General features: G+C 63.3%; 23 protein-coding genes. 12 read left to right on the top strand and 11 right to left on the bottom strand.

All coding sequences use genetic code 11. From position 1 onward, the window contains the following. The first annotated feature begins 31 nt into the window (after positions 1-31). The 3 genes from AC3WLM_RS19220 to AC3WLM_RS19210 are packed head-to-tail and all read left to right on the top strand — an operon-like array spanning position 32 to position 1,838. On the top strand, positions 32-406 hold the full coding sequence (locus tag AC3WLM_RS19220) for a c-type cytochrome (RefSeq protein ID WP_492478484.1): 375 nt from the start codon (positions 32-34) through the stop codon (positions 404-406). Next, positions 406-1,311, top strand: a complete 906-nt coding sequence (locus AC3WLM_RS19215) for an alpha/beta hydrolase family protein (RefSeq protein WP_492478483.1) — start codon at positions 406-408, stop codon at positions 1,309-1,311. Before AC3WLM_RS19220 ends, AC3WLM_RS19215 begins: the two co-directional genes overlap by 1 nt. A 20-nt stretch (positions 1,312-1,331) precedes the next feature. Next, positions 1,332-1,838, top strand: a complete 507-nt coding sequence (locus AC3WLM_RS19210) for a DUF3237 domain-containing protein (protein ID WP_062343750.1) — start codon at positions 1,332-1,334, stop codon at positions 1,836-1,838. On the opposite strand, the gene AC3WLM_RS19205 is transcribed toward AC3WLM_RS19210, so the two are convergent. From AC3WLM_RS19205 to AC3WLM_RS19195, 3 genes are all read right to left on the bottom strand, one after another. Continuing rightward, positions 1,823-2,341: a hypothetical protein gene (locus AC3WLM_RS19205; RefSeq protein ID WP_492478482.1), complete on the bottom strand. Its 519-nt coding sequence runs from the start codon at positions 2,339-2,341 to the stop codon at positions 1,823-1,825. The two genes, AC3WLM_RS19210 and AC3WLM_RS19205, sit on opposite strands and share 16 nt — an antisense overlap. After that, positions 2,338-3,669, bottom strand: a complete 1,332-nt coding sequence (locus AC3WLM_RS19200) for a TonB-dependent receptor domain-containing protein (RefSeq protein ID WP_492478481.1) — start codon at positions 3,667-3,669, stop codon at positions 2,338-2,340. The genes AC3WLM_RS19205 and AC3WLM_RS19200 overlap by 4 nt, the downstream gene beginning before the upstream one ends. A 149-nt stretch (positions 3,670-3,818) precedes the next feature. Then, positions 3,819-4,514: a TonB-dependent receptor plug domain-containing protein gene (locus tag AC3WLM_RS19195; protein WP_492478480.1), complete on the bottom strand. Its 696-nt coding sequence runs from the start codon at positions 4,512-4,514 to the stop codon at positions 3,819-3,821. 326 nt (positions 4,515-4,840) lie between these two features. Here AC3WLM_RS19195 and AC3WLM_RS19190 point away from each other — a divergent pair, with 326 nt between their 5' ends. Together AC3WLM_RS19190 and AC3WLM_RS19185 are read left to right on the top strand one after the other, a co-directional pair. Then, complete coding sequence (locus AC3WLM_RS19190) at positions 4,841-5,113, top strand: hypothetical protein (protein WP_492478479.1); 273 nt, start codon at positions 4,841-4,843, stop codon at positions 5,111-5,113. A 22-nt stretch (positions 5,114-5,135) separates the two neighbouring features. After that, on the top strand, positions 5,136-5,756 hold the full coding sequence (locus AC3WLM_RS19185) for a hypothetical protein (RefSeq protein ID WP_492478478.1): 621 nt from the start codon (positions 5,136-5,138) through the stop codon (positions 5,754-5,756). Here AC3WLM_RS19185 and AC3WLM_RS19180 read toward each other — a convergent pair. The 4 genes from AC3WLM_RS19180 to AC3WLM_RS19165 form a co-directional block, all read right to left on the bottom strand. Next, positions 5,748-6,389, bottom strand: a complete 642-nt coding sequence (locus tag AC3WLM_RS19180; protein ID WP_492478477.1) for an isochorismatase family protein — start codon at positions 6,387-6,389, stop codon at positions 5,748-5,750. The genes AC3WLM_RS19185 and AC3WLM_RS19180 overlap by 9 nt on opposite strands. Beyond that, complete coding sequence (gene leuD / locus AC3WLM_RS19175) at positions 6,386-7,015, bottom strand: 3-isopropylmalate dehydratase small subunit (protein ID WP_492478476.1); 630 nt, start codon at positions 7,013-7,015, stop codon at positions 6,386-6,388. Before leuD ends, AC3WLM_RS19180 begins: the two co-directional genes overlap by 4 nt. Next, positions 7,015-8,421, bottom strand: a complete 1,407-nt coding sequence (gene leuC, locus AC3WLM_RS19170; RefSeq protein WP_492478475.1) for a 3-isopropylmalate dehydratase large subunit — start codon at positions 8,419-8,421, stop codon at positions 7,015-7,017. Before leuC ends, leuD begins: the two co-directional genes overlap by 1 nt. 74 nt (positions 8,422-8,495) lie before the next feature. Beyond that, a complete protein-coding gene (locus AC3WLM_RS19165; protein ID WP_492478474.1) occupies positions 8,496-9,542 on the bottom strand; it encodes an alpha/beta fold hydrolase in 1,047 nt (348 codons plus the stop codon). 198 nt (positions 9,543-9,740) lie between these two features. Between AC3WLM_RS19165 and AC3WLM_RS19160 the strand changes: the two genes are divergently transcribed. Next, positions 9,741-11,246 carry an aldehyde dehydrogenase family protein gene (locus AC3WLM_RS19160; RefSeq protein ID WP_492478473.1) on the top strand — a complete coding sequence of 502 codons (1,506 nt, stop codon included), beginning with the start codon at positions 9,741-9,743 and terminating at the stop codon, positions 11,244-11,246. A gap of 37 nt (positions 11,247-11,283) precedes the next feature. Further along, positions 11,284-12,663, top strand: a complete 1,380-nt coding sequence (locus AC3WLM_RS19155; protein WP_492478472.1) for an MFS transporter — start codon at positions 11,284-11,286, stop codon at positions 12,661-12,663. 105 nt (positions 12,664-12,768) lie between these two features. Here AC3WLM_RS19155 and AC3WLM_RS19150 read toward each other — a convergent pair whose 3' ends face one another. Further along, complete coding sequence (locus AC3WLM_RS19150; protein WP_492478471.1) at positions 12,769-15,723, bottom strand: TonB-dependent receptor plug domain-containing protein; 2,955 nt, start codon at positions 15,721-15,723, stop codon at positions 12,769-12,771. A gap of 371 nt (positions 15,724-16,094) precedes the next feature. On the opposite strand from AC3WLM_RS19150, the gene AC3WLM_RS19145 reads away from it, so the two are divergent. From AC3WLM_RS19145 to AC3WLM_RS19135, 3 genes are all read left to right on the top strand, one after another. Continuing rightward, positions 16,095-17,327 carry an MFS transporter gene (locus tag AC3WLM_RS19145; protein ID WP_492478470.1) on the top strand — a complete coding sequence of 411 codons (1,233 nt, stop codon included), beginning with the start codon at positions 16,095-16,097 and terminating at the stop codon, positions 17,325-17,327. Beyond that, positions 17,324-18,940 (top strand): glycoside hydrolase family 43 protein, encoded by a 1,617-nt coding sequence (locus AC3WLM_RS19140; protein WP_492478469.1) that lies wholly within the window; start codon positions 17,324-17,326, stop codon positions 18,938-18,940. The genes AC3WLM_RS19145 and AC3WLM_RS19140 overlap by 4 nt, the downstream gene beginning before the upstream one ends. 81 nt (positions 18,941-19,021) lie before the next feature. Continuing rightward, entirely contained in the window at positions 19,022-20,086 is a 1,065-nt protein-coding gene (locus tag AC3WLM_RS19135) for a LacI family DNA-binding transcriptional regulator (protein WP_492478468.1), read from the top strand. Here AC3WLM_RS19135 and AC3WLM_RS19130 read toward each other — a convergent pair. Further along, positions 20,083-21,240 (bottom strand): serine hydrolase domain-containing protein, encoded by a 1,158-nt coding sequence (locus AC3WLM_RS19130; RefSeq protein ID WP_492478467.1) that lies wholly within the window; start codon positions 21,238-21,240, stop codon positions 20,083-20,085. The genes AC3WLM_RS19135 and AC3WLM_RS19130 overlap by 4 nt on opposite strands. 279 nt (positions 21,241-21,519) lie before the next feature. Between AC3WLM_RS19130 and AC3WLM_RS19125 the strand changes: the two genes are divergently transcribed. Both AC3WLM_RS19125 and AC3WLM_RS19120 read left to right on the top strand, forming a co-directional pair. Then, positions 21,520-22,728 carry an FAD-dependent oxidoreductase gene (locus tag AC3WLM_RS19125; RefSeq protein ID WP_492478466.1) on the top strand — a complete coding sequence of 403 codons (1,209 nt, stop codon included), beginning with the start codon at positions 21,520-21,522 and terminating at the stop codon, positions 22,726-22,728. 58 nt (positions 22,729-22,786) lie between these two features. Then, a complete protein-coding gene (locus AC3WLM_RS19120; protein ID WP_492478465.1) occupies positions 22,787-23,533 on the top strand; it encodes a maleate cis-trans isomerase family protein in 747 nt (248 codons plus the stop codon). 44 nt (positions 23,534-23,577) lie between these two features. Here AC3WLM_RS19120 and AC3WLM_RS19115 read toward each other — a convergent pair whose 3' ends face one another. Both AC3WLM_RS19115 and AC3WLM_RS19110 read right to left on the bottom strand, forming a co-directional pair. After that, on the bottom strand, positions 23,578-24,411 hold the full coding sequence (locus AC3WLM_RS19115; protein WP_492478464.1) for a kinase: 834 nt from the start codon (positions 24,409-24,411) through the stop codon (positions 23,578-23,580). A gap of 54 nt (positions 24,412-24,465) precedes the next feature. Further along, complete coding sequence (locus tag AC3WLM_RS19110; RefSeq protein WP_492478463.1) at positions 24,466-25,569, bottom strand: NAD(P)-dependent alcohol dehydrogenase; 1,104 nt, start codon at positions 25,567-25,569, stop codon at positions 24,466-24,468. Positions 25,570-25,600 lie beyond the last annotated feature (31 nt).

The following is a 25,600-nucleotide window of genomic DNA, read 5'->3' as shown; positions in this document are numbered from 1 at the left end:
TCGCGCGCTGCAAACAATGGAAAAGACTGCAATGCTGAAGTTTGTTGCCCCCCTCGCCGCCGCCCTGGTTCTTGCCGCCCCTGCACAAGCGCAGGATGACGCTGCGGGCAAGCGCGCGTTCCTCAAGTGCGTGGCCTGTCATTCGATCGCCAAGGGTGCGCCGAACAAGATCGGCCCGAACCTGTTCGGCGTGGTCGGCCGCAAGGCGGGCACGGCGCCCGGCTTCCGCTATTCGGCGGCGATGAAGGCCAAGGGCGCGGCCATCGTGTGGAACCCGGCCACGCTCGACAATTGGCTGGCGCGTCCTTCGGCGGTGATCCCCGGCACGTCGATGGCCTTTGGCGGCGTGCCCAACGCTGCCGAGCGCGCAGCGATCATCGCCTATCTCAAGAAGCCGGTGCCCTGATGGCCGGAATCCCGATCGATCGGCGTGGTCTTCTGGTCGGGGCAGGGGCGCTGGTCGCCTCGGCCCGGCTGAGCGCAATGGCGGCAAGGCCAGCGGCAGAGCGGCAGTTCAGGCTGGCCGGACCCGGCGGGCGCGAGATCCGGGTGAGCGAGTGGAAGCCGCGGGGCAAGGCAAAGGCGCTGGTGCTGTTCAGCCATGGCGCCGCGTCCTCGCCCCGGTTCTGTGAGGCAATCCTCGCGCCCTGGCTGGCGGCGGGATTTCACATCCTCGCCCCGCTGCACGTCGATTCGAGCGAGCATCCGCACACCAAGGACTATCCCGGCCTTGCCAGCTGGAAGGCCCGGCTGGAGGACATGCGCGCACTGTCTGCCCACGTTGGCAAGCGGCCCTGGATCGCGGCCGGGCATTCCTATGGCGACCTGGTAGCGCTGACCATGGGCGGCGCGGCGGCAGTTCCGCCCGAAGGCTGGAGCGGCCCGATGCGCGATCCCAATGCGCGCGCGGTGGTGGCGTACAGTCCGCCCGCGCCGATCCCGGTGCTATGTACGGCCGAAGGTTATGGCAAGATTGCGGTCCCGGCGGTGGTCCAGACTGGCACCAAGGACATCGTGCCGGGCATCACCAGCACCGATGGCGACGGCTGGCGCGGCCATCTCGTGCCTTATGAGGCGGCAGCGCCGGGCGGAAATCGCTATGGCCTCGTGCTCGAAGGCGTGGACCACTACTTCGGCGGCGCGATCTGCCGCTATGATCTGCCGGGGCCGAAGCAGCTGGATCGGCTGGCAGATGCGGCGCTGATATCGGCGTTGTTTGTCGACGCTTACGGGCGGGGCGAGAAAGCTGCGGCCAAGCGGCTCGATGCAATGTTGACAGACCGCCTGCCGGTGATGCTCTTGCGCAAGTAGGAGCATTGGCGGGAGAAAGCATGAAATCTGGATTTGCCGGGGCCATTCTGGCCCTTGTGGGCGCAGCATCCGCATCTGCGGCTGACAAGCCTCCGATGCCCGAGCCCTCGCTCGAATTCGTGTTCGAGGAAGAGGTCCTTCTCGCCCAGAGTGTCACTCCCGGCACGACGCCGCTGGGTGGGCGCAACATCATTCCGATTACCGGCGGCACGTTCAGCGGCCCGGGGATCAGTGGCGCGGTCATGCCCGGCGGGTGGGACTGGCAACTGATCCGCCCCGATGGCTGCGTGCAGCTGAAGGCCGACTATTTCCTAAAGACCGACGACGGCGTGGTGATCAACATCGTCAACACCGCGACTGCCTGCCGCGATGCGCAAGGCAAGCCCGTGCCGGTTCGGACACACGCCGTGTTCGAGGCGCCGAATGGCAAGTACGACTGGCTCAACCGCCAGACCTTCATCGGCGCGCTGGTGCCGGGGGATGCCAAGGTCCCATCGGTGCGAATCCGGTTCTACCGGGTGAATTGAGGGCTTCGCGAACCAAAGTTCCTCGTCACCCCGGGCTTGACCCGGGACAGGCGGCGCAGGAAATCCTGGCGGCGCTCCTCGCGCTCTTCCAGCGCGGCCTGATCGAGTTCGAGCGTCTCGATGCCGGCGGCAAGATCAATGCCCGATGCCTTGGCCACGCGCTCTGCGCTGTCCATGCGGTCACGCAGGACCGAGACTTCGTTGGCCAGCACCATGACCATCGACATGACGTGATCGAGGCCGGGGGTTTCGTAGAATTCCGGGCGCTTGCGGCGGGCGTGGCGGATGACGTGGGGGCGTTCGGTCATGGTTTCGGTTCCGGTCATGCTGCCATCTGCTTTTCGAGCGGCTTGCGGGCGATCAGCACTTCCCAGCCGCCGCCGGGGGCAAATTCGCCCGCGGTGAAATTTACGTTCGGCCACGGCCTCGCTGGCTTCCTGGCTGTAGCCTTCGGCGGCGGCGGCAAATTCCATCACCGCCATGGGCGCGGTATCGAACTTCACGTCCGCCCGATCGAACCCGGCCTTTTCGGCCAGCGCGACTTGTAATTCACGTCGCTGCGGATGAACCAGGTAGCATTGTCGCGGCCCGGAATGTCGCCCGAGAATTCTGGCGTGATCGCAAAAGAGTACTTTGAAGTCAGCGGCAGGCTGTTGCCCTTGAAGCCATCGCCCGTAACGCCCGTGACACGAGTGATCGCCGGGTCATTGAACGAACGGATGTTGGTGTCGTTGTAGGCCCCCGAGAACGTGAGCGACACGCCTTCCATGGGAAGGATTGTCGTATCGAGTTCGATTCCCTTGACCTTGGTCCGGCCCGAGTTTGCGATGCCGGTGACGGTTGAGCTCAGCGGCGGGTTCAGCGAATTGTCCACGAAGAAGACGCTGCGCGTGTTGTACTGGTTCTTCCAGTCACCGTAGTAAGCCGAAAGAGCAAAGATCAACTTGTTGTCAAAGGCCCGGCCCTTGAGGCCGATTTCGTAGTTCGTCAGCTTTTCCGGAACGGTAATGCTACGCAGGCCAAGCGACTGGGACGCGGCGATTTCGCCGGCGGTGCCCGAGAACAGACGGGCGTTTAACGACGAGATGCTGACGTTCGCTGCCTTCGACCATGACGCGTAAGCCATGATTTCGGGCGTGATCTTGTAGTTGACGATCACGCGCGGCATGAAGTTGTCGTAGTTCTTCGAAAAGAACTGCGTCAGCGGCGCATAAGTGCCAGCCGGAACACCGTTTTCAGCAGCAGCGGCCGCCGAGATCGTTGCGCCCAGACCACCGGTGAAACCGAACACCTTGTCGCGCTGGTAACGGCCTTCAAGGCTGATCTCGAGCGCGTCGGTAGGCTTGATGTTGACGCTGCCGAAGATACCCTTGGTTTCCACCCGCTGCGGGGCAGAAGCCGTGCCAGCACCGCGAGCCAGGCCCAGAACAGCTTCTCCATAGACGTTGAACAGGTCACGCTTGACCTTGGTGTCCATGTAGTTGGCGCCGATCATGCCCGAGATCATGCTGCCATTGTCAAAGGAAGCGCGCAGTTCCTGCGAGAAGTCCTTGTTGTGGCGTTCGATCGCGAACGGGAAGTTGTAATAGGGAAGCAGGCCGTTGGTCGGCGTGGCGGCCGTGTTGATCAGCGACGAGCTGTTATAGTTGTCGAGCTCGGACATCTGCGACCACTTTTCGTCGTTGACGCCGGTGAGCGACGAGAGCGTGATGCCCGTGTCGCCCAGTTCGTAATCGATGTTGGCGTGGGCATGGAGGTACTTGCGCTTGAGGCCATAGCCCTGAACGCCATCGCTGGGCGAGACGGGGCGGAAACGGCCAACGGCCAGCACGGCCGAGGTCTTGGCATCGATGTAGGTGTTCTGGGCAGGCGAGAACGCTGCCGGCAGCGCCGGGGCCTGACCGCAGATGAACGGGTTGACGCCGTTCAGCGTGCAGTTGGACAGGCCGGGGACGATGATCGTGCCGTTGGTGTTTCCGCTCAGCGCCGGGATGTTGACGACGCCGTTGTCGAGCGGACTTCGTAGGTCGAAAGCATTCCCTGTGCGGCTGGGCCGTCATTGTCTTCGCTGTAAAGACCAAAGACCTTCATCGTCAGCTGGCTGGAGGGCGTGAACATCAGCATGCCGGTGACGGTGCGGGTGCGCTGATCGCCGAGACGCTCGTTGGGGTTTGCGCGATTGCGGTAGGAACCGCCGCGCTCGAGCGCGCGCCCGGAAATGCGGAAGCTCAGGATGTCGCGCGCGATCGGGCCTTCGAGCGAGCCCTGCACATCATAACCATCGCGGCTGAAGACCGAGGCGTTCATGCTGCCGCCAAAATCGCTCTTCGGGGTCTTGTTGACCACGTTGACCGCGCCGGCGAAGGCGTTGCGGCCAAAATAGGCGTTCTGCGGGCCCTTGAGCACTTCGACACGGGCCGGATCCGTGATCGAGTTCAGCGCAGAAGCCGACGAAACCGGCACGCCGTCGATAAAGGTCGCGGTCAGCGTCGAGTCCGTGGTCGAGGGCGTGAAGCCGCGCAGCGAGATCTGCTGGAACGAGCGGTCATTGCGGCCCGAGTTGTTGCCGGTGACGTTGATGCCGGGCGTTGCGTCGATCAGGTCGGTCAGCGAGATGATGCCGCGCTGGCCGATTTCCTCAGACGGCATCGCAGCAATCGCGATCGGCGTAGTCAAAAGGGTTTCAAACGCCGATATCCGGCAGGCCAATATTGATCGAGATCATGGACTGAGCTGTAACTCCATGCCCTGACTCCATCGAACAATGGCAAAGTTGCGTCGCTGCCTCGCAGCGAATCTTTGGCGTGTCCGTCTGTCGGATGGAAGCGCGTTCTCCGCGAATGCAGTGGTGGAATGCTTCAGAAGCGTTTCGGTGGCCGATTGTGAGAGCAAACGTCTGTCCGCTCAGTGGCTTTTTGGCACTCGTGATCCCTGCAATCGGATGTGCATGATTTCGCTGCCCCATGATTGCACTGGATAACGGGTTTCAGGAAGTCGTCGGCATGGTTGCCGACGCGGACGAAGCAAGTCGGCGCCTCGCTGGCGCGCTGGGGTATGACATCAGCTACGCTGGCGATCTTGCAGCTCCACTGAGTGCCGCATGGGGTGCGGATCAGGGCGCGAAAGGTCGCGAGGTCCTGATCGTCCATCGCGACATGGCCCGGGGTGCCATTCGCTTGTTTTCCTTTGGCGGCGAGCATCCCGCCCTTATGCGCGACGGCGCGCAGCCATGGGATGCTGGCGGCATTTTCGACATCAATATGCGCCCTGGATGATATCGAGACTCTGCATCACGCCTTGGGCCGTGCCGGACATCGCGCATTCGCGCCGATCACCAACTGGCAGTTTGGCGCATTGGCTGTCCGCGAAGTCGTGGAGAACGATTCCGACGGGCTCTGCATTGCCCTGATGCAGCGCATGAGTCCGCCACTGCAAGGATACGAAGGCGTGGGCGGTAATGCCTCATGGGTGTTCAATTCCACTCAGGTGGTCACTGATTTTGTGCAGGCCCGTGCGCTTTTCGTTGACCATCTGGGCTGGGTGCCGGTGCAGGAAACGGAAGGGGTCGCCGGCAACGCTGGCGGCGTCAATTGCATGGGTCTGCCGCTTTCCCTTGCCGAACAGATCCCGATGCGGATCGGCATCTACCAGGCGCAGGGCCGCATGGAAGGTTCGGTCGAGATCATCAGCTTCGGCCTCGGCGGGCACGACTTTTCCGAGGCGCGCCCTCCCTTGCGAGGGTGGGCGGCCCTGCGTTTTCCGGTTTCCGAACTCGACGGCTTTGCCAAAGCGATGATCGCAGGTGGATGCGAGATCGTTGACGAAGGCCGTTTCGAGTGGGCGCCTTATGGCAGAGCCGAATTCGTTGCTGCGGTTACGCCTTGGGGAGCCCGGCTGGAGGGTCTACGGTTAGACTGAGGGCCGCAGGGTTTCCAGAAACGCGATCGTCTCCGCTTCGCTGACCACGTCGGCATATTTTGCGTTCATGTCGAACAGGTTCGCCTCATGCGGCCCTGCGTGACGATCGCCGCAGGCCTCGGCAACGACGGCGGTCTTGAAGCCATGGCTCATCGCGTCGACACAGCTCGCGCGGACACAGCCCGATGTCGTCAGGCCGGTCAGGATCACGCAGTCAATGCCGGCGGCCGTGAGCGTCGATGCGAGCGAGGTGCCGAAGAATGCGCTCGGATACTGCTTGGAGACGACCAATTCCGTTTCCAGCGGTTCAAGGCCCGGTCCCCAGGCGGCCATCGGATTGCCTTGCGTGAAATTGCGCAGCGGCATGGCCTTTTCGAAGAAGCGACCGCCGTTGAACCCGCTGGGGTGGTAGACAACATTCGTCAGGATAACCGGCACCCCGGCCGCATGCGCGACAGAGCGGATGCGCAGCGCGGATGCAAGCGCCTCATCCACCTCGGCATAGAGGGCATTGCCCTTTTCAAAGTAGGCCTGGCAGAAATCGATCAGCAGCAGTGCCGGCCTTGTCCCGAAACCAACCCGGTTGTCATAGGCCTTCTTGTAGTTGGCCAGCAGGTCTTCTTCGGTGCTCACGCGGCAAACTCCCTGGTGTAGAGCCACGGCTGGCTCTGGCGCTGACGGACCTCGAACGCCTCGATCTCGCCACTGTACTGATTCACGATCTGATCGGTTTCGTCCCACCCGTTCAAAAGGGCAAGACGGCGTTGAGGCGGGATCGAGAACGAGATGGGCGCAAGGCCTTCTGCGCTCAGCTGCTGACTCTCAAGATCCACGGAAACGTTTGCGCCTGCTTCTGCCAGATCCATCAGCGCGGCAACCTGTCCTTCGGGCAGGACGATCGGCACAATGCCGTTGCGCATGCAGTTGGACTGGAAAATCTCGCCGAAGCTGGAGGAGATAACGGTCCGGACGCCAAGGCCGAGGAGCGCCCAGACGGCCTGTTCGCGGCTTGAGCCCGACCCAAAATTGGCACCGGCAATGATCACGGGGGCATCGGCAAAGCGCGGATCGTTGAGGACGTAACCTGCGACCTTATGGCCGTCGCTGGCAAAGCGGCGGTCATGGAAGGCATAATCACCGAGGCCCGCCTTCGCCGTGATCAGCAGGAAACGCGCGGGGAAGATGATATCGGTATCGATATTGTCCTCGCGCATGGCTGCGGCGCGGCCCGATACGATGGTGAAGGGCTGGGCAGGCATCAGGCAAGGCTCCTTGCATCGACGAGATGACCGGTCACGGCAGCGGCAGCAGCCATGGCCGGGCTGACCAGGTGGGTGCGACCACCCGGACCTTGCCGTCCTTCGAAGTTGCGGTTTGACGTGCTGGCACAGCGCTGGCCGGCAGAAAGGCGATCGTCGTTCATCGCCACGCACATCGAGCACCCGGCAAAGCGCCATTCGAACCCGGCCTCGAGGAAAACGCGGTCAAGCCCTTCGGCCTCGGCCTGCGCCCGAGTGGCGGCGCTGCCTGGGACCACGATGGCCTTCACCCCTTGCGCGACCTTGCGTCCCTGCGCAATCGCCGCGGCGCTGCGCAAATCCTCGATCCTGCCGTTGGTGCACGATCCGATGAACACGTGATCGATGGCGATATCGGCAAGGCTCTGTCCCGGAACGAGGCCCATGTAGGCGAGCGCCTTCTCGGTTTCGCGGCGCTCTATGGGATCGGCAATACTCGCAGGATCCGGCACGGCCGAGCCGATCGGCAGGGTCTGGTTCGGGCTGGTGCCCCAGCTGACCTGCGGGGCAATGTCATCAAGATCAAGAGTGACGACCATGTCAAAGATTGCGCCATTGTCCGCCGGCAGCGTGCGCCACGATTCAAGCGCGAGCTCCCACATCGGGCCAACAGGGGCCAGACGGCGGCCCTTGATGAAGGCAAATGTCGTCTCGTCCGGAGCGACGAGGCCGATACGGCTGCCGGCTTCGATAGTCATGTTGCACAGCGTCATGCGCTGCGCCATCGACATCGCCGATACGGCAGCGCCGGTATATTCCACGGCATAGCCGACTGCGCCGTGCGCGCCGATCTTCGCGATCAGGGCCAGCGCCACGTCCTTGGCATCGACCCCCGGGCCAAGGCGTCCGACGAGTTCGACTTTCATCGTCCGCGCCCGGGTTTGCGGGAGAACCTGCGCGGCCATGACGGTGCCTTGCTCGCTTGCGCCGATGCCGAACGCCAGTGCACCGAACGCACCGTGGGTGGTGGTGTGGCTGTCACCGCAGACGATCGTCGTGCCCGGCAGGGTGAAGCCCGTCTCTGGCCCGATCACGTGGACGATCCCCTGCTCAGCCCCGTCGAGTGGTGCATAGGGAATGCCGAACTCATGGACGTTGGCTTCAAGTTCGGCGACCTGGCTGCGTGCCAGCGGATCGGCAATTTCGCCCTGTCGCGCGCGGGTCGGCACTGCGTGGTCAGCCACGGCCAGGTGAGTCTCCGGGCGCCGGAGCTTTCGCCCGGCCTCTCGCATGGCGACGAAGGCCTGCGGACTGCTGACCTCGTGCAGGATCTGGCGATCGATGTAGAGCAGCGACGCGCCACCGGGCAGTTCGGCCACGACGTGACTGTCCCAGAGCTTGTCGTAAAGGGTGCGGGGCTTGGTCATGTCCAAGCACTATGTGAGGGCACCGCAGCTTTGGCTGCTGCGGGCTGATTTAACCGAAGCGCGAATAGGCTTAATCAGGGCGCGGTGGTTTCAGCAGGCAGGTTGGGCGTCGCTGCCTCGATATAGGCAGCAATCAACTGGGCAATGCGTTCGGGAACCTCCAGTGGAGGATAGTGACCGACATCCGGCATCGACACCCGGGAAATCTGGGCGTTGGAGAGATACCGGCCGATCGCGTTCAACGCGGATTCCGGCAGCAAGGGATCGGCCGTTCCCCAGAGCAGCAGGACCGGCTTGCGCACCTTTGCCATCTCGATGGTTGCCTGCTTGCCATCGCCGATGCGCGCGATCAGGCCGATCAGGTTCTTTTCCGGTACGCGGCGGTAGAAATCGTAATATTCCTTCTGCGTTTGCGCCGAAATGCGCGCGGGATCGCCTGCGAAGAAGGTCAGGAAGTTGCTCCAGAAGTCCTGATCGCGAAAGCCCGTTTGCTGGGCGCGATCCATCGCTGCCTTGAGCCCCGTGCTGAGCTTGAGATGGCTCGTGTCCACCGGGTCCGAAGGGGTATTCGAAAGGATCAGGCGTTCGATCATGTCTGGCCGGCGCGCGGCCATGTACATGCCCATGGTGCCGCCGCTGGAAACGCCGGCAAACGTCACCTTGCGGACCTGCAGATGGTCGAGCAGGGCAATCGGAACATCTGTGGGAACGAGAGTCTTGAGAGACTCGTCAGTGGGGCCATCGGACAGGCCGTAGCCCGGCAGGTCGAGGCGAATGATGCGGTAGCGCGTCTTCAGCTTGGTGGCGATGACGTCCCAGGTGCGCAAAGAGCTTTCCGAGCCATGCACCATTAGCAAGGCGGGACCCTTGTGCGGACCTTCGTCCTTGTAGTGGATCTTCAGCCCACCCACCGTGAAGAAGCGGCTGTCCTTGTCGGCATAGATCCGGCGGAGTTGGTCGACGGTCAGGTAGGGCTTGGCAGCAGCAGGTTGCGTCGGGGCCGTGGAAGGCTGCGCGACCGCCACTTGCGGCGCGACAAGGCCGACCAGCATGGCGAGCGCGAAGGCCGAACGCCGGCTCGCTCCGGTTATCGACCTAAGCAAAGAATGCTGCAAAATCATGCTTCGGCTGTCCTTCCGGCGATAACGCTTAGGCCATTGGCATAAGCATTCCCATCATGCTCCATGCTATTCTCCTCATTTCAACTCCCGGGGTTTTCGGACAATCTTATCCGCCAAGCGGCTTTTGGCGTATGGCGCTATGGCTGATGCCGGGTCCACGCGGCAGTCAGATCGCATCCAAAGGAGCATCCCAGAGTCATGGCTTTCGATCTCGCGAATCTTCGCCCCGGCAACGTCGAATTTCTTGCGCGCCGTGCGCGTGGTGAAGGACTGCTGATTGGTGGCGAGTGGCGCAAGGCCGAAGGCGGCGCCGATTTTGCCACGCTCGATCCGGCGACCGGTGCCGAGACCGGGCGCATTGCTGCGGGCAGCCAGGCTGATGTCGATGCCGCCGTGGAAGCGGCTCGCGCCGCCTTGGCCGTGTGGAAGGCAACGGTTCCGGTGGAACGGGCCCGCATCCTGTGGAAGGTCGCAGACCTGATCGACGCTCATATCGACGACCTCGCCGAGCTTGAGACACTCGACCAGGGCAAGCCGCTGTTCGTGGGGCGGTGGGCGGAGATCCCGGGGGCGGTCAACCAGTTCCGCTTCTTCGCCGGGCAGGCCATGGCCATCGAAGGCCACAGCCTTGAAAGCTCGATCAATTATCAGCCCGCCGGTCGGCAGATGCGCACTTGGACAGTGCGTGAGCCGGTCGGCGTGGTGGCGGCGATCGTGCCGTGGAATTCCCCCCTGGTGCTGACCGCCATGAAACTCGCACCCGCTCTGGCAGCGGGCTGCACCGTCGTGCTCAAGCCGGCCGAGGATACCTCGCTCACCGCAATCCGTCTTGGCGAACTGATGGTCGAGGCTGGCGTGCCCGCCGGTGTGCTCAACGTCGTCACCGGCCTTGGCGGACAGACCGGCGCAACGCTGGCTGTGCATCCCCATGTCGACAAGATCGCCTTTACCGGATCGACCGCGACGGGACGCGCCGTGCTCGATGCGGCCAAGACGAACTTCAAGCGCGTCACGCTGGAGCTTGGTGGCAAGTCGCCTTCGATCGTGTTTCCCGATGCCGACATGGCCATCACCGTGCCGGGCGTGGCCAATGCGATCTTCTTCAACGGTGGGCAGGTGTGCATCGCCGGTTCGCGGCTATACGTTCACCGCTCGGTCCACGATCAGGTTGTCGAGGGCGTCGCGGCATATGCCAAGGGGCTGAAGATCGGCCATGGCCTGCTGCAGGACACGCAGATGGGACCGGTTGTCTCGGCCCGCCATGCCGAGCGCGTCGAGGGCTTTCTCCAGCGCGCAAAGGGCGAAGGCGCGACCATGCTGACCGGCGGCGAGCGCACTGGCGATGCCGGCACGTTCATCACCCCGACCGTTGTGGTTGACGTGAAGCCCGACATGGAAATCGTGCGCGAGGAAGTGTTCGGACCGGTCCTCGTCGTCCAGTCGTTCGATGATGAGGAAGAAGTGATCGCCGCCGCCAATGCCAGCGACTATGGCCTGGCTGCCAGCGTCTGGACCGAGAGCCTCTCTACCGCGCACCGCATGTCTGCCGACATCCGCGCCGGCACGGTCTGGATCAATTGCCATGCCATGTACGACGCCTCGCTCGCCATTGGCGGGGTGAAGCAATCGGGCTGGGGCCGCGACAGCGGGCGGCAGGCGATGGACAACTACCTCGAATGGAAGACGGTCTGCGCCTGCGTCTGACGCCTCACCCTCTCCCCAGAACACCCGGATCCCAGCCATGAACGCCAGCCTCGCCGCAAAATCCACCCTGCCCGACGAGGTGCCTACAGGCGTCGTCCTGCGCTATGGCGTGGGCCAGTTGGGCGCGCAGGTGTTCCGCGATACGCCTGCGGTTCTGCTGCCGCTGTTCATGACGACGATGCTCGGTGTGCCGGCTTGGCTTGCGGGCCTCGTCGTGCTGCTGCCCAAGCTCTGGCTGATCGTCTGCGATCCGTTGGTCGGGGCCTGGTCGGACCGGATGAAGACGGCAATTGGCCGCACGCCCTTTCTGATCGCCGGAGCGGTCGGCACGACGCTGGGCTTCATCGCGCTCTTCACCTTCACCGAATACCCCAGCCCTTACATCGCTGCCGCAGCAATCTGCGCCCTGTTCTTCCTCGCATCGACGGCGTTCAGCATCTACTCGGTGCCGTATCTCGCCATTGCTGCAGAGCTGTCCAGCGATCCGCACCAGCGCAACCGCATCATGGTGCTGCGCATGTTCTTCGCAACGCTCGGCGTGCTCGTCGGCGTGGGCCTTGCCCAGCCGGTCATCGAGCATTTCGGCGGCGGCGCTGCCGGTTGGCACGCGATGAGCTGGATCTTCGGCGGGTTGTGCTTCGCTTCGATGCTCACGACGGCAAGCGGACTGCGCCGCGTGCCGCTGATCAATGCCGGCTCAGTGCCCGGATCACTGCTTGACCAGTTGCGCACTGTTGCCGCCAACAAGCCCTATCTCGTTCTCCTTGCCACGACCTTCGTTTCGAACACCGGGCAGGCGGCGAGCTACACCGTCATCGGGTTCGTGTTTCTCTATGTGGTTCAGGCGATCTGGCTGATTCCGATCTTCATCCTGTGCATGTCTGCCACCAGCCTTGCTTCGCAGCCGCTGTGGCTCTGGTTGCCAAGGCGCATTGGCAAACCGCGCGCCTATGTTCTTGCCGCGGCCATCTGGGCAGCGGTGACGATCACCTGGCTTTGGGTCGGCAAGGGCGGGGTCGATGTTGCCACGCTGCCGGGCGGGCAGCCGGTCAACACCCAGCACCTGCTGATCCTGCTGCGTGCCATGGTCATCGGGGCGTTCAATGGCGGGTTCATCCTGCTTGCCCTGTCGATGATGACCGATACGGTCGATTACCAGCGCCGGATGCAGGGGGTGGCCAACGAGGGCGTCTTCGCCGGGCTGTTCTCCGCGATGGAGAAGCTGGCGTTTGCCCTTGGCCCGGTCATCGCCGGGATCGTGATGAGCGCGTTCGGTTTCGTTTCATCCACTGGTGGCGCCGCCGCGCAGAGCGAAAGCGCGCTTACCGGCATCATCCTGCTTTACAGTGCAATCCCCGCCAGCCTGCAGGTGATCGCCCTGTTGATCTTCAGCCGTTATCGCTTGCCCGACGCCTGACGGAAAGGGGGCCGGGCCATGTCTTTCCGGGAGGGTGTGGAACGGCATGGCCCGGTCTGCGCGGCGGCGTGTGGTGAGTAGGTCCACCGCGCGAGGGAAGTTCGATCAGAAGCGGAAGCGGACGCCCGCGCGATAGATCCGGCCGAGCCCGTCATAGAGCGCGGGGTTGGAGAAGATGTTGGTCCGCGCCGGGGCCGTGTCGAACACGTTGTCGACCTTCGCGTAGGCGACGATTTCCTTGGTGATGTTCACGCTGCCGCCGATGTCGAGGTAGAAGGCCCCTGGCAGGAAGTTCTTGTCGATTGTCGGGCGTTGCGAGGTCGAGGTCGGGCAGGTGCCAGCCGAGCATACCACGTACTGGTGGCCGATCACGCCGTCGCTGAACCAGCGCTCCTGCACCAGGAGCGAGAACTTGTCATTCTCGTAGCTCTGGATCAGCAGGAACTTCCAGTCCGGCGTCGCACCGTTGTTGTTGCCTGCTGTATCGACCGGAAGCGTGCCCGGAAGGCCGGTGTCGGTGATGAACTTGATCACGTGCGTGGCAAGGCCGCGGAAGGTGAAGCTGCCGGGCAGGCCCAGCGGCTGCTGCCAGCGGTACGAAGCTTCGATGTCAAACCCGCTGGTGTTGATCGAGGCGAGGTTGAACGCCTGCACGTTGATGAAGTTGGGACCGTTCGTATTGCTCAGGTTGAAGGCGCTGCAGGAGGAGAGCAGCACCTTCTGGAAGCAGAGCTGGACGATATCGTTGGCGCCGAGGCTCGAGATCACGTCCTTGATCTTGATCTGGTACCAGTCGAACGAGACGTTGAGGCCGGGCAGCCAGGAAGGATTGGCGAGCGCGATTCCCGCCGTGTTGTTGCGGGCAAACTCCGGCGTCAGCGCGGTGTTGCCGATGGTGTTCTGGATCGCCAGCACGTTCGAATTGGTGAACGGATCGAAGAAATTGGGCAGCGTCGTGGTGACGGGCGCCGCGAACAGTTCCGAAAGGTTCGGCGCGCGCACATCGCGCGACATCACACCACGAACGCGCAGCCCGTCGACGGGCAGGTCCCAAGTGCCGCCGACCTTCCACGCCCAGACCGTGCCCGAGGTGCTGTAATCGGTCACGCGGCCAGCGGCGTTGATGTTGAGCTTGCCGGTGCTGTCCGAATTGAGGATCGGCACGTCGACTTCCAGATAGGCTTCCTTGACTGTGTAGGTGCCGTTGCCGTTCTTGTAATTGCCTGCATACCAGTTGTTGCCGCCCTGGATGAGCAGCGGGTCGGCCGGGTAGTCGCCCCCCGCCGGCGTGTTGGCAAAGCCCGCGCCATAGGGGTCGGCGGTCACGCGGTAATGCTCGCGCCGCCATTCACCGCCGAAGGCAACGGAAAGCGGGCCGGCCCACAGTTCGACCGGCGAGCCCGAGAAGTTGATGCTGGCCACGTCCTGCGTCTGGCGCGTGCGCTGGTAGGGCCCGGCTTCGGGCATTATGTAGTTCCGGGCAGCTTCCGAAGCCTTGTCGCCGAAGATGTTCAGCGGCACGCAGCCATTGGCCCGCGCGACCGGATTGCGGCATACGATCACGCCGTTTTCGAGTACCGCGTCGATCGCGTTGTTGAAGCGGTTGCTGAGCAGGATGTTGTCGACGTCGATGCGCGTGCGATTGACGCCGTGCTCGTAGTAGGTGTCGTAAGTCCACTCGGTGCCACCGATCTCGGCTGCACCCTTGGCGCCGATCACCGCGCGCACTTGCTCGCGATCGGTATGGACCTGCGTGTTGCCAAGCGAGGCATTGCTGGTGCCGAAGCGGAAGCTGGTGATTCCGGCGTTGGCGCAGGCAGCGGCGATGCTACCCGGCAGGAACGGATTGGAGCACTGGATCGTCAGGCCCGGGCGGTTCTGGCCATTGACCGGCTGGTTCTGCGTTTTCACCCGGCCATAGTTGAACGTGGCGTAGACTTCGCTGCCCGGCGTGAACTCGAAACCGACGCGACCATAGCCGTTGTAGCGATCTATCCGAGACTTGAGCGAGCGGCCCGCATCGACGTTGCCGGTCAGGTCACCTCCAAGGCAGAAGCCGGGGAAGCAGCCGCTGATGTTTCCAGCCGCATCCTTGGCAGGAACGCCATTAGAACCGTACTGGAACTGGAACGGATTGCCCGCGGCGTCGAACGCAATGCCCTGCAGCGGACCTGCCGTGATCAGGCCGTACTTGGTGAAGGTGGTCGATTGCGCGAAGTCGCGCACGAGGAACTGCGGCGAACCGTCGTTGAGCACGCCGCGGTTGATCAGCGTGGTCTGCTTGAACCAGTCGCGCCCGTTGGCAAGGCCGATGCCCCATTCGCCGCCGCCGACGCCACCTTCATGCGAGTATTCGACGTTGCCGATCACGCGCAGGCGGTCGTCAGCAAAGGCGGTGCCGAACGCGAGCTGGGCCACGGCCTGCTCATCATCGCCGTAGTTGGTGATGCCGCCCTGGATATTGCCCTTGATGCCCTTGAAACGGGTGTCGGTGACGAAGTTGACCACGCCGCCAACCGCGTCCGAACCATAGGATGCCGAGGCACCGCCATTCACCACGTCGACACGCTGCGTGAGGAGCTGCGGGAACAGGCTGATGTCGGGCACGCCCGTCACGTTGGCGCCGACGACGCGCTGGCCGTCGAGCAGGGTAAGCGTCCGGATCGTGCCGACTCCGCGAAGCGAGAAGGAACTCAGTCCCTGCGCGCCGCTTGAGGTGCTGAAGGTGTTGACCTGCGTGCCGCTCGACCCCTGCAGCGAGGGAAGCTGCGAGATAGTGGTGAAGATGTTGGGCTGGGCGTTTGCGGCGATCTGCTCGCTCCCGATCACCGTCGTCGGCGTCGGCGCGGTGAAGCCGCTGGTGTTGATGCGCGACCCGGTCACGATGATCTCTGCCGCGCTGGGCCTGTCGTCAGCTTGATCCGCATCTTCGGCGGCGACAGAAGGCGCAGCCGCGTCCTGGGCGCTGGCCGCGATCGGTGCAAGCGCGGCAATCGCCACGACCCCAAGCGATGCGCCTTGCAGCAGCAGGCGACGACAATCCAGCAAGTTCAACAACATCCCACTCCTCCACATAGAATTTCGTGTGCTCCGCATCGGATCGTGCGGCGTTTTTCACTGACAAGTATGATCGGGAGAGTTTCCGCCGGTAACTGCCGGTCACCGCGCAGACGCTCCTGGAAGCGTCTGCGCTGCGAGTCGGTGGTTAGGCTTTTCCTCCCCGATCCTTGATGTTCCGGGGCTTTACTAAGCGGAATTCCCCGATTAGTGATAACGTTAACGCATTTTTCTCTAGGTCGCGAATCCTCTCTTGTCAATAGTCTGACAAATTGGCATTGCCTCCGCAGTAGCAGAACTGCCTGCAGATGATCGTTCGGCGCCGTCGGCCGAAAAATCGTGTTTTGGGAGATACTTGGTTGCCAGGCTTGAGGATGACCCGAATCCGGTGGACGATCATTGCGCTTTTCGTCGGCGCGATGGTTCTGAACTACCTGGCGCGCTCGGTCCTTGGCGTCGCTGCGCCGGTCGTGCTGGAAGAGCAGGGCATAACCAGCGAACAATATGGCTGGATCACCGGCGCCTTCCAGCTCGGCATCATGCTTCAGCCGTTGGCCGGATATTTGCTCGACAGCGCCGGCTTGCGCGTCGGCTTCGCGATCTGCGCAGCGGCGTGGTCGCTCATCACCATGGCCCACGTCTTCGCCTCCGGCTGGTTGAGCTTCGCGGCCTTGCGCGGGCTGCTGGGCCTTGCCGAAGGATCGGCGCAGCCGGCAGGGCAGAAACTCGTCGCCACCTGGTTTCCGGCGCGTGAGCGGGGTACGGCCGGCGGCATCTACAACATCGGTGCATCGTTCGGCGCCGTCTTCGCCCCGCCGCTGGTGGCGTGGGCCGTGCTGGCTTACTCCTGGCGTGCGGCTTTCGTGGTGGCCGGCGGCTTCGGGCTGCTGTGGGTCATGCTGTGGCTGTTCTGGTATCAGAGTCCCGACCGGCACCGTCACATCGCAGAGAATGAGCGGGAACTGATCGCCAGCGGGCAGGAAGCACATCTCGCCGCCACCGAGCGACGCCCCTCGATCCCGCAGATCCTGCGCCGCCGCAACCTCTGGGGCATCGCCCTGCCGCGGCTGCTGGCTGATCCTGTCTGGGGCATGCTGTCATTCTGGATGCCGCTTTACCTTGCGCGGGTTCACCGTTTCGACCTGACGCAGATCGCCATCTTTGCCTGGCTGCCATTCCTTGCCGCCGACCTTGGCTGCCTGTTCGGCCCGGCGGTGGCGTCAGCGCTCAACCGGCGCGGCGTCGACCTTGTCGATGCGCGGCGTTTCGCTTTTACGCTGGGCGCAGTGATGATGACCTGCATGGCCTTCGTCGGCATGGTCAGCAGCCCTTACGTTGCCATTGCGCTGCTCTGCCTTGGCGGATTTGCCCACCAGACGCTGTCGGTCACTGTCATCACCATGGCGTCCGACCTGTTCCGCCGCAACGAAGTGGCCACCGCCGCCAGCCTGGCGGGCCTTGCCGCCAATCTCGGCGTCCTGATCTTCTCGCTCCTGCTTGGCGGGCTGGTCGACCGCGTCGGCTATGAACCCTTTTTCATTGTTCTGGGCTTGCTCGACCTTTTCGGCGCGGCCCTCCTCTGGACCCTGGTGCGAAAGCCCGCATGACCCATTTCGCCAATCCTGTTCTCCGTGGCTTCAACCCCGATCCTTCGATCGCCAGGGTAGGCGACGACTTCTACATCGCGACGTCGACCTTCGAATGGTATCCGGGGGTGCAGATCCACCACAGCCGCGATCTTGTTCATTGGAGAACCGCGGCGCGCCCGTTGCACCGGCCCAGCCAGCTCGACATGCGCGGCGATCCCGATTCCTGCGGCGTTTGGGCGCCCGACCTCACTCATGCGCGTGGCCGGTTCTGGCTGATGTTCACCGATGTGAAGCGCTATGGACAGACCACCGTCAGCGGTGCCACCGGCGCGTCCCTACGCGACTTTCACAACTATCTCGTCACCGCGAAAGAGATCGATGGCGAGTGGTCCGATCCGGTTCACCTCAACAGCAGCGGGTTTGATCCCTCATTGTTTCACGATGACGACGGGCGGACGTGGCTGGTGAACCTGCTTTGGGACCATCGCCCCGGCCGCAGCCGGTTCGGCGGCATCATGGTGCAGGAGCTCGATCGCCAGACGATGCGCCTTGTTGGCAAGCGCCGTCTTGTCTTTGGGGGAACCGAGCGCGGCTTTACCGAGGCCCCGCACATCTACAAGCGCCATGGCTGGTATTACATCCTCGTGGCCGAGGGCGGTACGGGCTGGGACCATGCTGTGGTCATGGCCCGGTCGCGTGATCTGTTCGGGCCCTACGAAGTCCATCCCGATGGTGCCGTGCTGACCTCGGCCGGGCGCCGGGAGGGTGATCTGACGCGTGCCGGTCATGGCGATCTTGTCAATCTGCCAGATGGCAGCACCTGGATCGCCTATCTCTGCGGTCGACCCTTGACCGGTCACGAACGCTGCGTTCTCGGGCGTGAAACCGCGGTCCAGCCGATGGTTTGGGGCGACGATGGCTGGCTGCGGACCGTCGCGGGCGACGGCGCGCCCGACCCGGCACCGCCGCTCCCGCCGTTGCAGGCCGCCCCCGAGATCACCGATCCAGACTGGGATGGCAGCTTTGAGGCAGGGTGCCTGCCGCTTCCTCTGCAATGGCTCCGTACTCCCTGGCCCGAGCGCCTGTTCAGCCTTTCGGCGCGGCCGGGCTGGTTGCGGCTCTATGGTCGAGAGACGGTAGGCAGCTTCTTCGAGCAGGCGCTCGTCGCGCGCCGGCAGGAGCATTTTGCATTCGAAGCCAGCACGATCCTCGACTTTGATCCACAGGATTTCCAGCAGTCCGCCGGACTCATCTGCTATTACAACAGCACGAAGTTTCACTACCTCAACGTGACTGTCGAAGGGGAACGTCGCCAGTTGCAGGTGCTTTCCGCAGTGCCAAACGAGGAGACGGCTGCCTATGTCGTCGCCGAAGAGCTGCCCGATGGTCCGATCGAGCTGCGGGTCGAGGTTGTGGGACCTGATCTGCGCTTCAGCTGGCGTTGCGGAGATGACGGGTGGATCGAGTGGCCGCATGTACTGGATGCCAGCGTGCTGTCGGACGAAGTATCGCTGCCCGGCTTGCCCAACTTCACCGGCACGTTCGTCGGCGTTGCTGCGCAGGATCTGTCCGGAGACGGCGCGCATGCAGACTTCCGCTTCCTGCGATATCGTGGGAAAGACCTTGCTTGAGCGAGACATTTGCCGGGTGCCGCAAGCGCGGGCTTATGTTAACGTAAAACCAAGTTCGATCAAGGATATGTCTGATTTAATATGAAGCAGGGCAAGGGGCGGGGCCGGGACAAGAGCGGTGAAGGCGAGCGCCAGCAGCGTGGCGCCACCGTTATCGATGTTGCCGCGCGCGCCGGTGTCTCGGCGATGACCGTGTCGCGCGTCATCAACGGGCAGGGGCGGGTAAAGGCCGAAACCCGTGAGGCGGTGGAGAAGGCGATCGCCGAACTCGCCTATGTTCCCAACGTCGCCGCCCGCAGCCTTGTCCGGTCGACGGAATTGCGTATCGGCGTGGTCTATTCCAACCCGAGCGCGACGTTCATGAGCGATTTCCTCACGGGCGTTTATGAAGAAGCGTCGGCGCGAGGTGCCCGGCTGATCCTCGTCAAGGGCGAGGGCGGGCAACCTCCATCCGAGGACGCGCTGCGCGAACTGGTCCGGTCAGGCGTGCTTGGCGTTCTGGTCACGCCTCCGTTGGGCGAATCGCCCCGCGTCCTGCGCATCCTCGGTGAGGCGGGACTGCCCATCGCTGCTGTGGGCGCCTATGGGACGACCGGCGTGATCCGCGTCCGCATAGACGACCGCAGCGCCGCCTGTGAAATCACTCGCCTGCTCATCGGCCTCGGCCATCGCCGCATCGGCTTCATCCTGGGCAACCCTGACCAGTCCGCCAGCGCCGAGCGTATGGCCGGATTTCACGATGCAGTGCGCGAGGTCGAGGGCGTGGAGACGATGGTGGTCGCAGGCGACTACCGCTACGAATCCGGTCTTGTGGCCGGCGAACAGTTGCTAGGCAGCGACAACCCACCCACCGCCATCTTCGCCAGCAACGACGAGATGGCCGCCGCTGTCGTTTCGGTGGCGCACCGCCGCCAATTGCACGTGCCGGATGAACTCACCGTCGTCGGCTTCGACGATACCACCGCCGCTGTCATGCTGTGGCCGCCGCTCACCACCGTGCATCAGCCCGTCCATCGCCTCGCCAAGGAGGCGCTGGGCCTGCTGGTGCAGAAGATTGCGTCGGGCGCGGACGGGGCCGCCGAGGGGCGCGACCTCATTCTCGATCACGAGATCATCGTTCGCCAATCCAGCGCCCCACCAGCCTAGTGCCGGGTCAGCCCGCGGATCAGTGTGTTTGGCAGAAACGCATTGTCCCATTCCGCGCTGCCGTTGTTGGGTGCAGGAGGCGTCGGCCCCACTCGCAGGGTGATCAGCCGATGCTTCGGGCTGATCGCCACGATCTGGTTGGAGTTGCCATCGAACAGGTACAGGCCCGGATCGAGATAGGGTTCGGAATGAAGCACTTGCGGCCCCAACGTGCCCGGAGCACCGAAGCCGCGACGCAGGCGATAGGGATCCCCGATCCAGATGCCGAGGCCGAAGTTGGGATTCTGGGCCGTGCCTTTGCGCATTTCAGCGACATAACCCTTTGGTAGCAGGCGCTTGTTTTGCCACTTGCCATCGTCGAGCAGAAGCACGGCCATGCGCAGGTAGGTATCTGCCGGCAGAAAAGTGCAGCAGCCGGAATGGGCAAGGCCGCCCGGCTTGCCGACCCAGATCCTGCCGCCTTGCGCGCCTAGCGGAGCAAGCACTTCGCGGCTGAGAAAGTCGCCATAGCGCTGCCCGGTCGCCCCTTCGATGACCATCCCGACAAGGTCGCTCGGCGCATTGGCATAGGAATAGCGCGTGCCCGGCTCATAAGGCATCGGATAGCTCTCGATGATCCGCTGGCCGAAGTCGTTGTCGAGCAGAGCAGAATTGTAGGGATGCGCAGGGTCGGGGCTGAACCCTTGGTCGAGCATGCCTGATCGCATGTCGAGCAGATAGCGGATGGTGATCTTCGCTTTCGGCGTACCTTTTGCCGAAGGGATGAAATCGGCAATGGACTGGTCGAGGGAGCGGATCTTGCCCAATGCCATCGCCCGGCCGACCGCAATGGCGGTCAGCGGCTTCGACAGCGACTTGGAGACCAGAGGCGTTCGGGCATCCACCCCCTTGCCGTACCATTCGTTTTCAATCCGGCCATCGCGCCAGACGATGAAGGCGCTGCTGTTCATCGCTTGCGCATAGGCGCGCGCCTTCTCGAGAGCCTCGGGCGCAATGCCGCTCTGTTTCGCGCTTGCCTTCGGCAACGGTTTCCAGCGGCTGGTACCGGCGAGAGGTTCCATGGGGGCATAGGGAAAGTTGCCCGGGTCCTTGATGAAGACGGCAAGGCGCTCGTCAAAGACTGCGCGCGAGTCGGACCAGTTGGGCTGTGCCACCGCATTTGTGCCGATAATGGCAAGAAAGAGACCGGTTTGCGCAATGCGTAGTGCAATACGAGTTGGGTTCATGCCCATTCCCCATTCTGCGGCCTGATCCTTGGCGTTCTGCGCCGTCGGCCGCGTCTGCAGTTCTCCGATTTTCTGCGTGAATGTGCGCGCTCTCCGTCGCTTGCCCTGCTTTATCACCGCAAGGCGGATAGTTTGGTGGCTTTCGCAACCTCCCGCAGCGGCCCGGTCCATACCCCGTATCAGAAGTTAGATTGGAGTCCGCTGGATATGACAGGGGTTGAACGGTGCCAGGTGGCGATTGTCGGAGCTGGTCCCGTAGGGACGGTTCTGGCCACGCTGCTGGCCCAGGCGGGGGTTGATGTGGTCGTGCTCGAATCGGGCGAGGACTGTGCGCAGGATCTGCGTGCGTCCACGTTCCACCCGCCGACGCTCGAAATGCTCGATACCATCGGCATCACGCCGATGTTGCTGGAAAAGGGCCTGAAGGCGCCGGTCTATCACTGGCGCGATCGCAACACGGGCGAAGTGATCGATTTCGATCTCAGCGAGATCGACGACGTCACCCGCTATCCTTTCCGCATCCAGTGCGAACAGTATCATCTGTCTCGCGCGCTGGCTGGCGGCCTGGAAAAATACTCGAACGCCAAGATGCATTTCAGCACGCGCCTGCTGACCTTCAAGCAGGATGAAAGCGGCGTCGATCTGTGGGCTGAAACGCCCTACGGCATCAATCGCCTGCGTGCCGAATTCCTGATCGGGGCTGACGGCGCCAATTCGATCGTGCGCAAGTGGCTCGGGATCGAGTTCGACGGGTTCACTTACCCGGAACGCTTCCTGTGCCTGTCGACCGACCTTGAGCTGGCCGATCACCTGCCGAACCTGGCCTACGTGAATTACGTGTCCGATCCCAAGGAATGGCTGGTTCTGCTGCGCGTGCCATCGCTGTGGCGCGTGCTGGTGCCGACCGATGGCTCGCTCAGCGATGAAGAGTTGCGTTCTGACAAAATCAAGAACGGCATCTTCGATCGCCTCGTCGGCGATGGCGCTTCGGTAAAGACGGAGCACCGCACGCTCTATCGCGTGCACCAGCGGGTGGCCAAGTCGTTCCGCGAAGGCCGGGTCATGCTGGTTGGCGATGCCGCACACCTCAACAATCCGCTTGGCGGCTTCGGCATGAACTCGGGTGTCCACGATGCCTTCAACCTGTTCGAAAAGCTTGAGCCGGTGCTGAAGGGCAAGGCTGCGATGGAGCCCAGCCTCGCGCTCTATGATCGCCAGCGCCGCGAGGTAACACACAGCTTCACCCAGATGCAGACCAAGGAAAACATGGCCTTCATCAAGGGCGGGCAGGACGGAGCGCACGAAGCGCGTCGCGCCAAGATGCTGGAAATCAAGAACAACGACGAAACCCGCCGCAATTATCTGATGCGGCAAGCCATGTTCGACAGCCTCGCCCAGGCGGCTGCGATCGTTTGATGCGAAGCGGCGTCGCGGTGGTGGGACTGCGGCGCGGCTTTTTCCGGAGACAAATCCAATGGTTGACGTCCAGGGTTACCGCGCCTGTCTCGGCGTGATTGCCCCTTCCACCAACACCACCGTCCAGCCCGACATGGAGCGCATGCGCCCTGCCGGCGTGACCAATCACTTCTCCCGCATTTTCGTGGAAGACCCGGTCGCCCTCTCGAACGAGGATTTCATCGCCGGCACCACCGCGATTGCCGAAAACACGATGGACGCGGTGCGCTCGGCGATGACACTGCGTCCCGAATACCTCGTGCTCGGCATGTCGGCGATCACTTTCTACGGCGGGGTCGAGGGTGGCAAGAAGTTCAAGGCCGAGGTCGAGGAACTGGCCGGCGTAGGCGCGTCGACCGGATCGGAATCGGTGGCGGCGGCGCTGAATGCCTATGGCAACGTCAAGACCGTCAGCTTCGTTTCGCCCTATTACCCCGTCGCCAACGCTGAGGTACGCCGTTTCCTTGAGGAATCCGGCTTTTCGGTGGTGCGGGACGTGCCCCTGCAGTGCAAGCGCTGGACCGACATCGCCAAGGTAACGCCCCAGCGTTTGCGCGAGGTGATCGACCATCTCAACGGTAGCGACGTGGATGCAATCGTGCAGGTCGGCACCAACCTTTCGATGGTCAGCCTTGCCGCCGAATACGAGCTCAAGCTCGACAAGCCGGTGATCGCGATCAACACCGCAACATATTGGCACGCCTTGCGCACGCTCGGCATTACCGACCGGATCGAAGGCCTCGGAAGACTCCTCTCCGAGTTCTGAGGCCACGGGTGCGCGCGCGGTTCTCCCTCCGCAGACGCGCACCCTCAACGCCTTTGGCGGTTGACCTTCACCGAGGCTGGCCGCCGATGCGCGTCTAGTGCGATCACGAGTTCCGCCCGAGCCGGCATTTCATCGAGAATGTGCCGTGTGATCCGTTCGTAGTACATCACGAAACGTTCGATCGCATTTCGGTCCATCAGGCCTGAAACGTCACGGCCTTCGCTAGCCAGAGCGCGGCGCAGGGTCTCCTCCTGCTCCAGACGCCACTCGGCCACGACCTCGAAGCCGGGGGCCTGCAGCAGCACCAGCATGTCGAACTTCGCGAAGAACGCCTGATACTCTCCGGCGAGGCAGGCGTTCACGTGGCTCCGCCAGACCGCATCCGGGTCTTCGTCCCGTTCCAGCGCGTTGATGGGAGCGCTGAGCAGGCCGGCTTCCTGCGGCCGCGCCCCGATGCACCAGCCTTCGAACAGGACGATATCGACGGGGGTGTCTACCATCCGCCAGTCCTCGTGGGGAACCTGGTCGTCCTTCGCCTTGTCAAAAGCCGGCAAGGCGAGGGATCCCGTTCCGCCAAGCGCATCGAGAATGCGGATGCCTGCTGCAACGTCATGCGTGCCCGGAACGCCCCGCACCGCAAAGAGCGGATGGACCATCTCAGCCAGCCGCTGCCGGCCGGCCTTGGGCAGATAGAGATCATCGAGCGACAGCGTTACCGTTTGTAGGCCGTCTTGCTCCATGCGCTCGGCCAGCAGGCGAGTGGTCCACGTCTTGCCGGAACCTTGCGCGCCGCAGATGCCGACCGCGAAGGGACCTTTGCGGTCTTGCGGAAGTCGATCAAGGATCGCTTCTGCCAGAATCTCGACGGTGCTTGTCATGAGGTGTCCTCAAGATGGACACCGATTATCAGGTGCGACTAACAGCGCCGCAACCTAGAACCGCAGGATCGGCTTTACCACGCGTCCCGATTCTGCAGCCGCAAAAGCCTCGGATATTTCGTCGAACCTGAACCATTCGACGAGGCGGTCGAACGGGAAGCGACCTGCGCGGTGGTATTCGATGAGTTCAGGGATGAAGGTTTGGGGATCGGCGCTGCCTTCGACAACGCCGCGGATCACGCGGCCCGCGCTCATGACGTGGGTGGTGTCGGCCCGCACTTCGGTGCCGGGGGCATAGGCGCCGACCAGCGCGATTTCGCCCCGCGGCGCGAGGGCAAGGATCCCGGCATTTACCAGCGAGGCAATGCCCGTGGTATCGATGATATAGTCGAACCCGGCCGGACAGCCCGCTTCCGCCGCCAGCGCCGTGAAGTCATCACCGCTCCGCAAGACGTGGGTCGCGCCCAGTTCAATGGCGAGGTCGAGCCGCGCTGGATTGACGTCTATCGCCGCAATCGCTCCTGCGCCGGCGACGCCCGCTGCCATGACCGCAGACAGGCCGACCGCGCCCACTCCGATGACCGCGACGCTCGCTCCCGCGCGCACGCGGCAGGCGTTGAGCACCGCGCCCGCGCCGGTCTGGATGCCGCAGCCCAAGGGGCCGAGCAGCTCGATCGGCAGATCCTCGGACACCTTCACCGCATTGCGCCGGTTGACCACGGCATGCGTTGCGAATGATGATTGGCCGAAGACATGGCTATGCACCGGTGCGCCACCTGCGTCGGTCAGCGCGGTAGAGCCATCGGTGCGCGCACCGAAGAAATTCAGCGGTACCCGTGAATGGCAATAGGCGGGCGCCTTCTCGTCGCAGCTGGGGCAATCGCTGCAGAACATGAAGCTCAGCACGACATGATCGCCCACCATGAGATCGGACACGTCGCTGCCCACCGCCCGGACGACGCCCGAACCCTCATGACCCAGCACCACGGGAAGCGGCACTGGCAGGTGCCCGTCGCGCATAACCATATCCGTATGACAGATGCCGACGCCGCGCATTTCGACGAGCACTTCGTCGGCGCGCGGAGCGTCAATGGTGACAGTCTCGATCCTTGGCGCTGCGCCCGCAGTGCGCAGGACTGCGGCGTTGCCGGTGGTCATGTCGGATTTCCTGTGAATGGCAAAAGCGATG

The sequence above is a fragment of the Novosphingobium sp. FW305-C-30-35 genome (genome assembly GCF_058783135.1).
Note: the sequence above shows the minus strand (reverse complement) of the source record. Positions and strands in the feature narration are given on the sequence as shown.

Coding starts and splice junctions, on each gene's coding strand:
- leuD (WP_492478476.1), bottom strand. CDS start 7,015: ATGCCTGCCCAGCCCTTCACCATCGTATCGGGCCGCGCCGCAGCCATG.
- AC3WLM_RS19110 (WP_492478463.1), bottom strand. CDS start 25,569: ATGACCACCGGCAACGCCGCAGTCCTGCGCACTGCGGGCGCAGCGCCA.
- AC3WLM_RS19220 (WP_492478484.1), top strand. CDS start 32: ATGCTGAAGTTTGTTGCCCCCCTCGCCGCCGCCCTGGTTCTTGCCGCC.
- AC3WLM_RS19215 (WP_492478483.1), top strand. CDS start 406: ATGGCCGGAATCCCGATCGATCGGCGTGGTCTTCTGGTCGGGGCAGGG.
- AC3WLM_RS19210 (WP_062343750.1), top strand. CDS start 1,332: ATGAAATCTGGATTTGCCGGGGCCATTCTGGCCCTTGTGGGCGCAGCA.
- AC3WLM_RS19120 (WP_492478465.1), top strand. CDS start 22,787: ATGGTTGACGTCCAGGGTTACCGCGCCTGTCTCGGCGTGATTGCCCCT.
- AC3WLM_RS19125 (WP_492478466.1), top strand. CDS start 21,520: ATGACAGGGGTTGAACGGTGCCAGGTGGCGATTGTCGGAGCTGGTCCC.
- leuC (WP_492478475.1), bottom strand. CDS start 8,421: ATGACCAAGCCCCGCACCCTTTACGACAAGCTCTGGGACAGTCACGTC.
- AC3WLM_RS19115 (WP_492478464.1), bottom strand. CDS start 24,411: ATGACAAGCACCGTCGAGATTCTGGCAGAAGCGATCCTTGATCGACTT.
- AC3WLM_RS19190 (WP_492478479.1), top strand. CDS start 4,841: ATGGTTGCCGACGCGGACGAAGCAAGTCGGCGCCTCGCTGGCGCGCTG.
- AC3WLM_RS19140 (WP_492478469.1), top strand. CDS start 17,324: ATGACCCATTTCGCCAATCCTGTTCTCCGTGGCTTCAACCCCGATCCT.
- AC3WLM_RS19165 (WP_492478474.1), bottom strand. CDS start 9,542: ATGATTTTGCAGCATTCTTTGCTTAGGTCGATAACCGGAGCGAGCCGG.
- AC3WLM_RS19155 (WP_492478472.1), top strand. CDS start 11,284: ATGAACGCCAGCCTCGCCGCAAAATCCACCCTGCCCGACGAGGTGCCT.
- AC3WLM_RS19160 (WP_492478473.1), top strand. CDS start 9,741: ATGGCTTTCGATCTCGCGAATCTTCGCCCCGGCAACGTCGAATTTCTT.
- AC3WLM_RS19135 (WP_492478468.1), top strand. CDS start 19,022: ATGAAGCAGGGCAAGGGGCGGGGCCGGGACAAGAGCGGTGAAGGCGAG.
- AC3WLM_RS19150 (WP_492478471.1), bottom strand. CDS start 15,723: ATGTTGTTGAACTTGCTGGATTGTCGTCGCCTGCTGCTGCAAGGCGCA.
- AC3WLM_RS19145 (WP_492478470.1), top strand. CDS start 16,095: ATGACCCGAATCCGGTGGACGATCATTGCGCTTTTCGTCGGCGCGATG.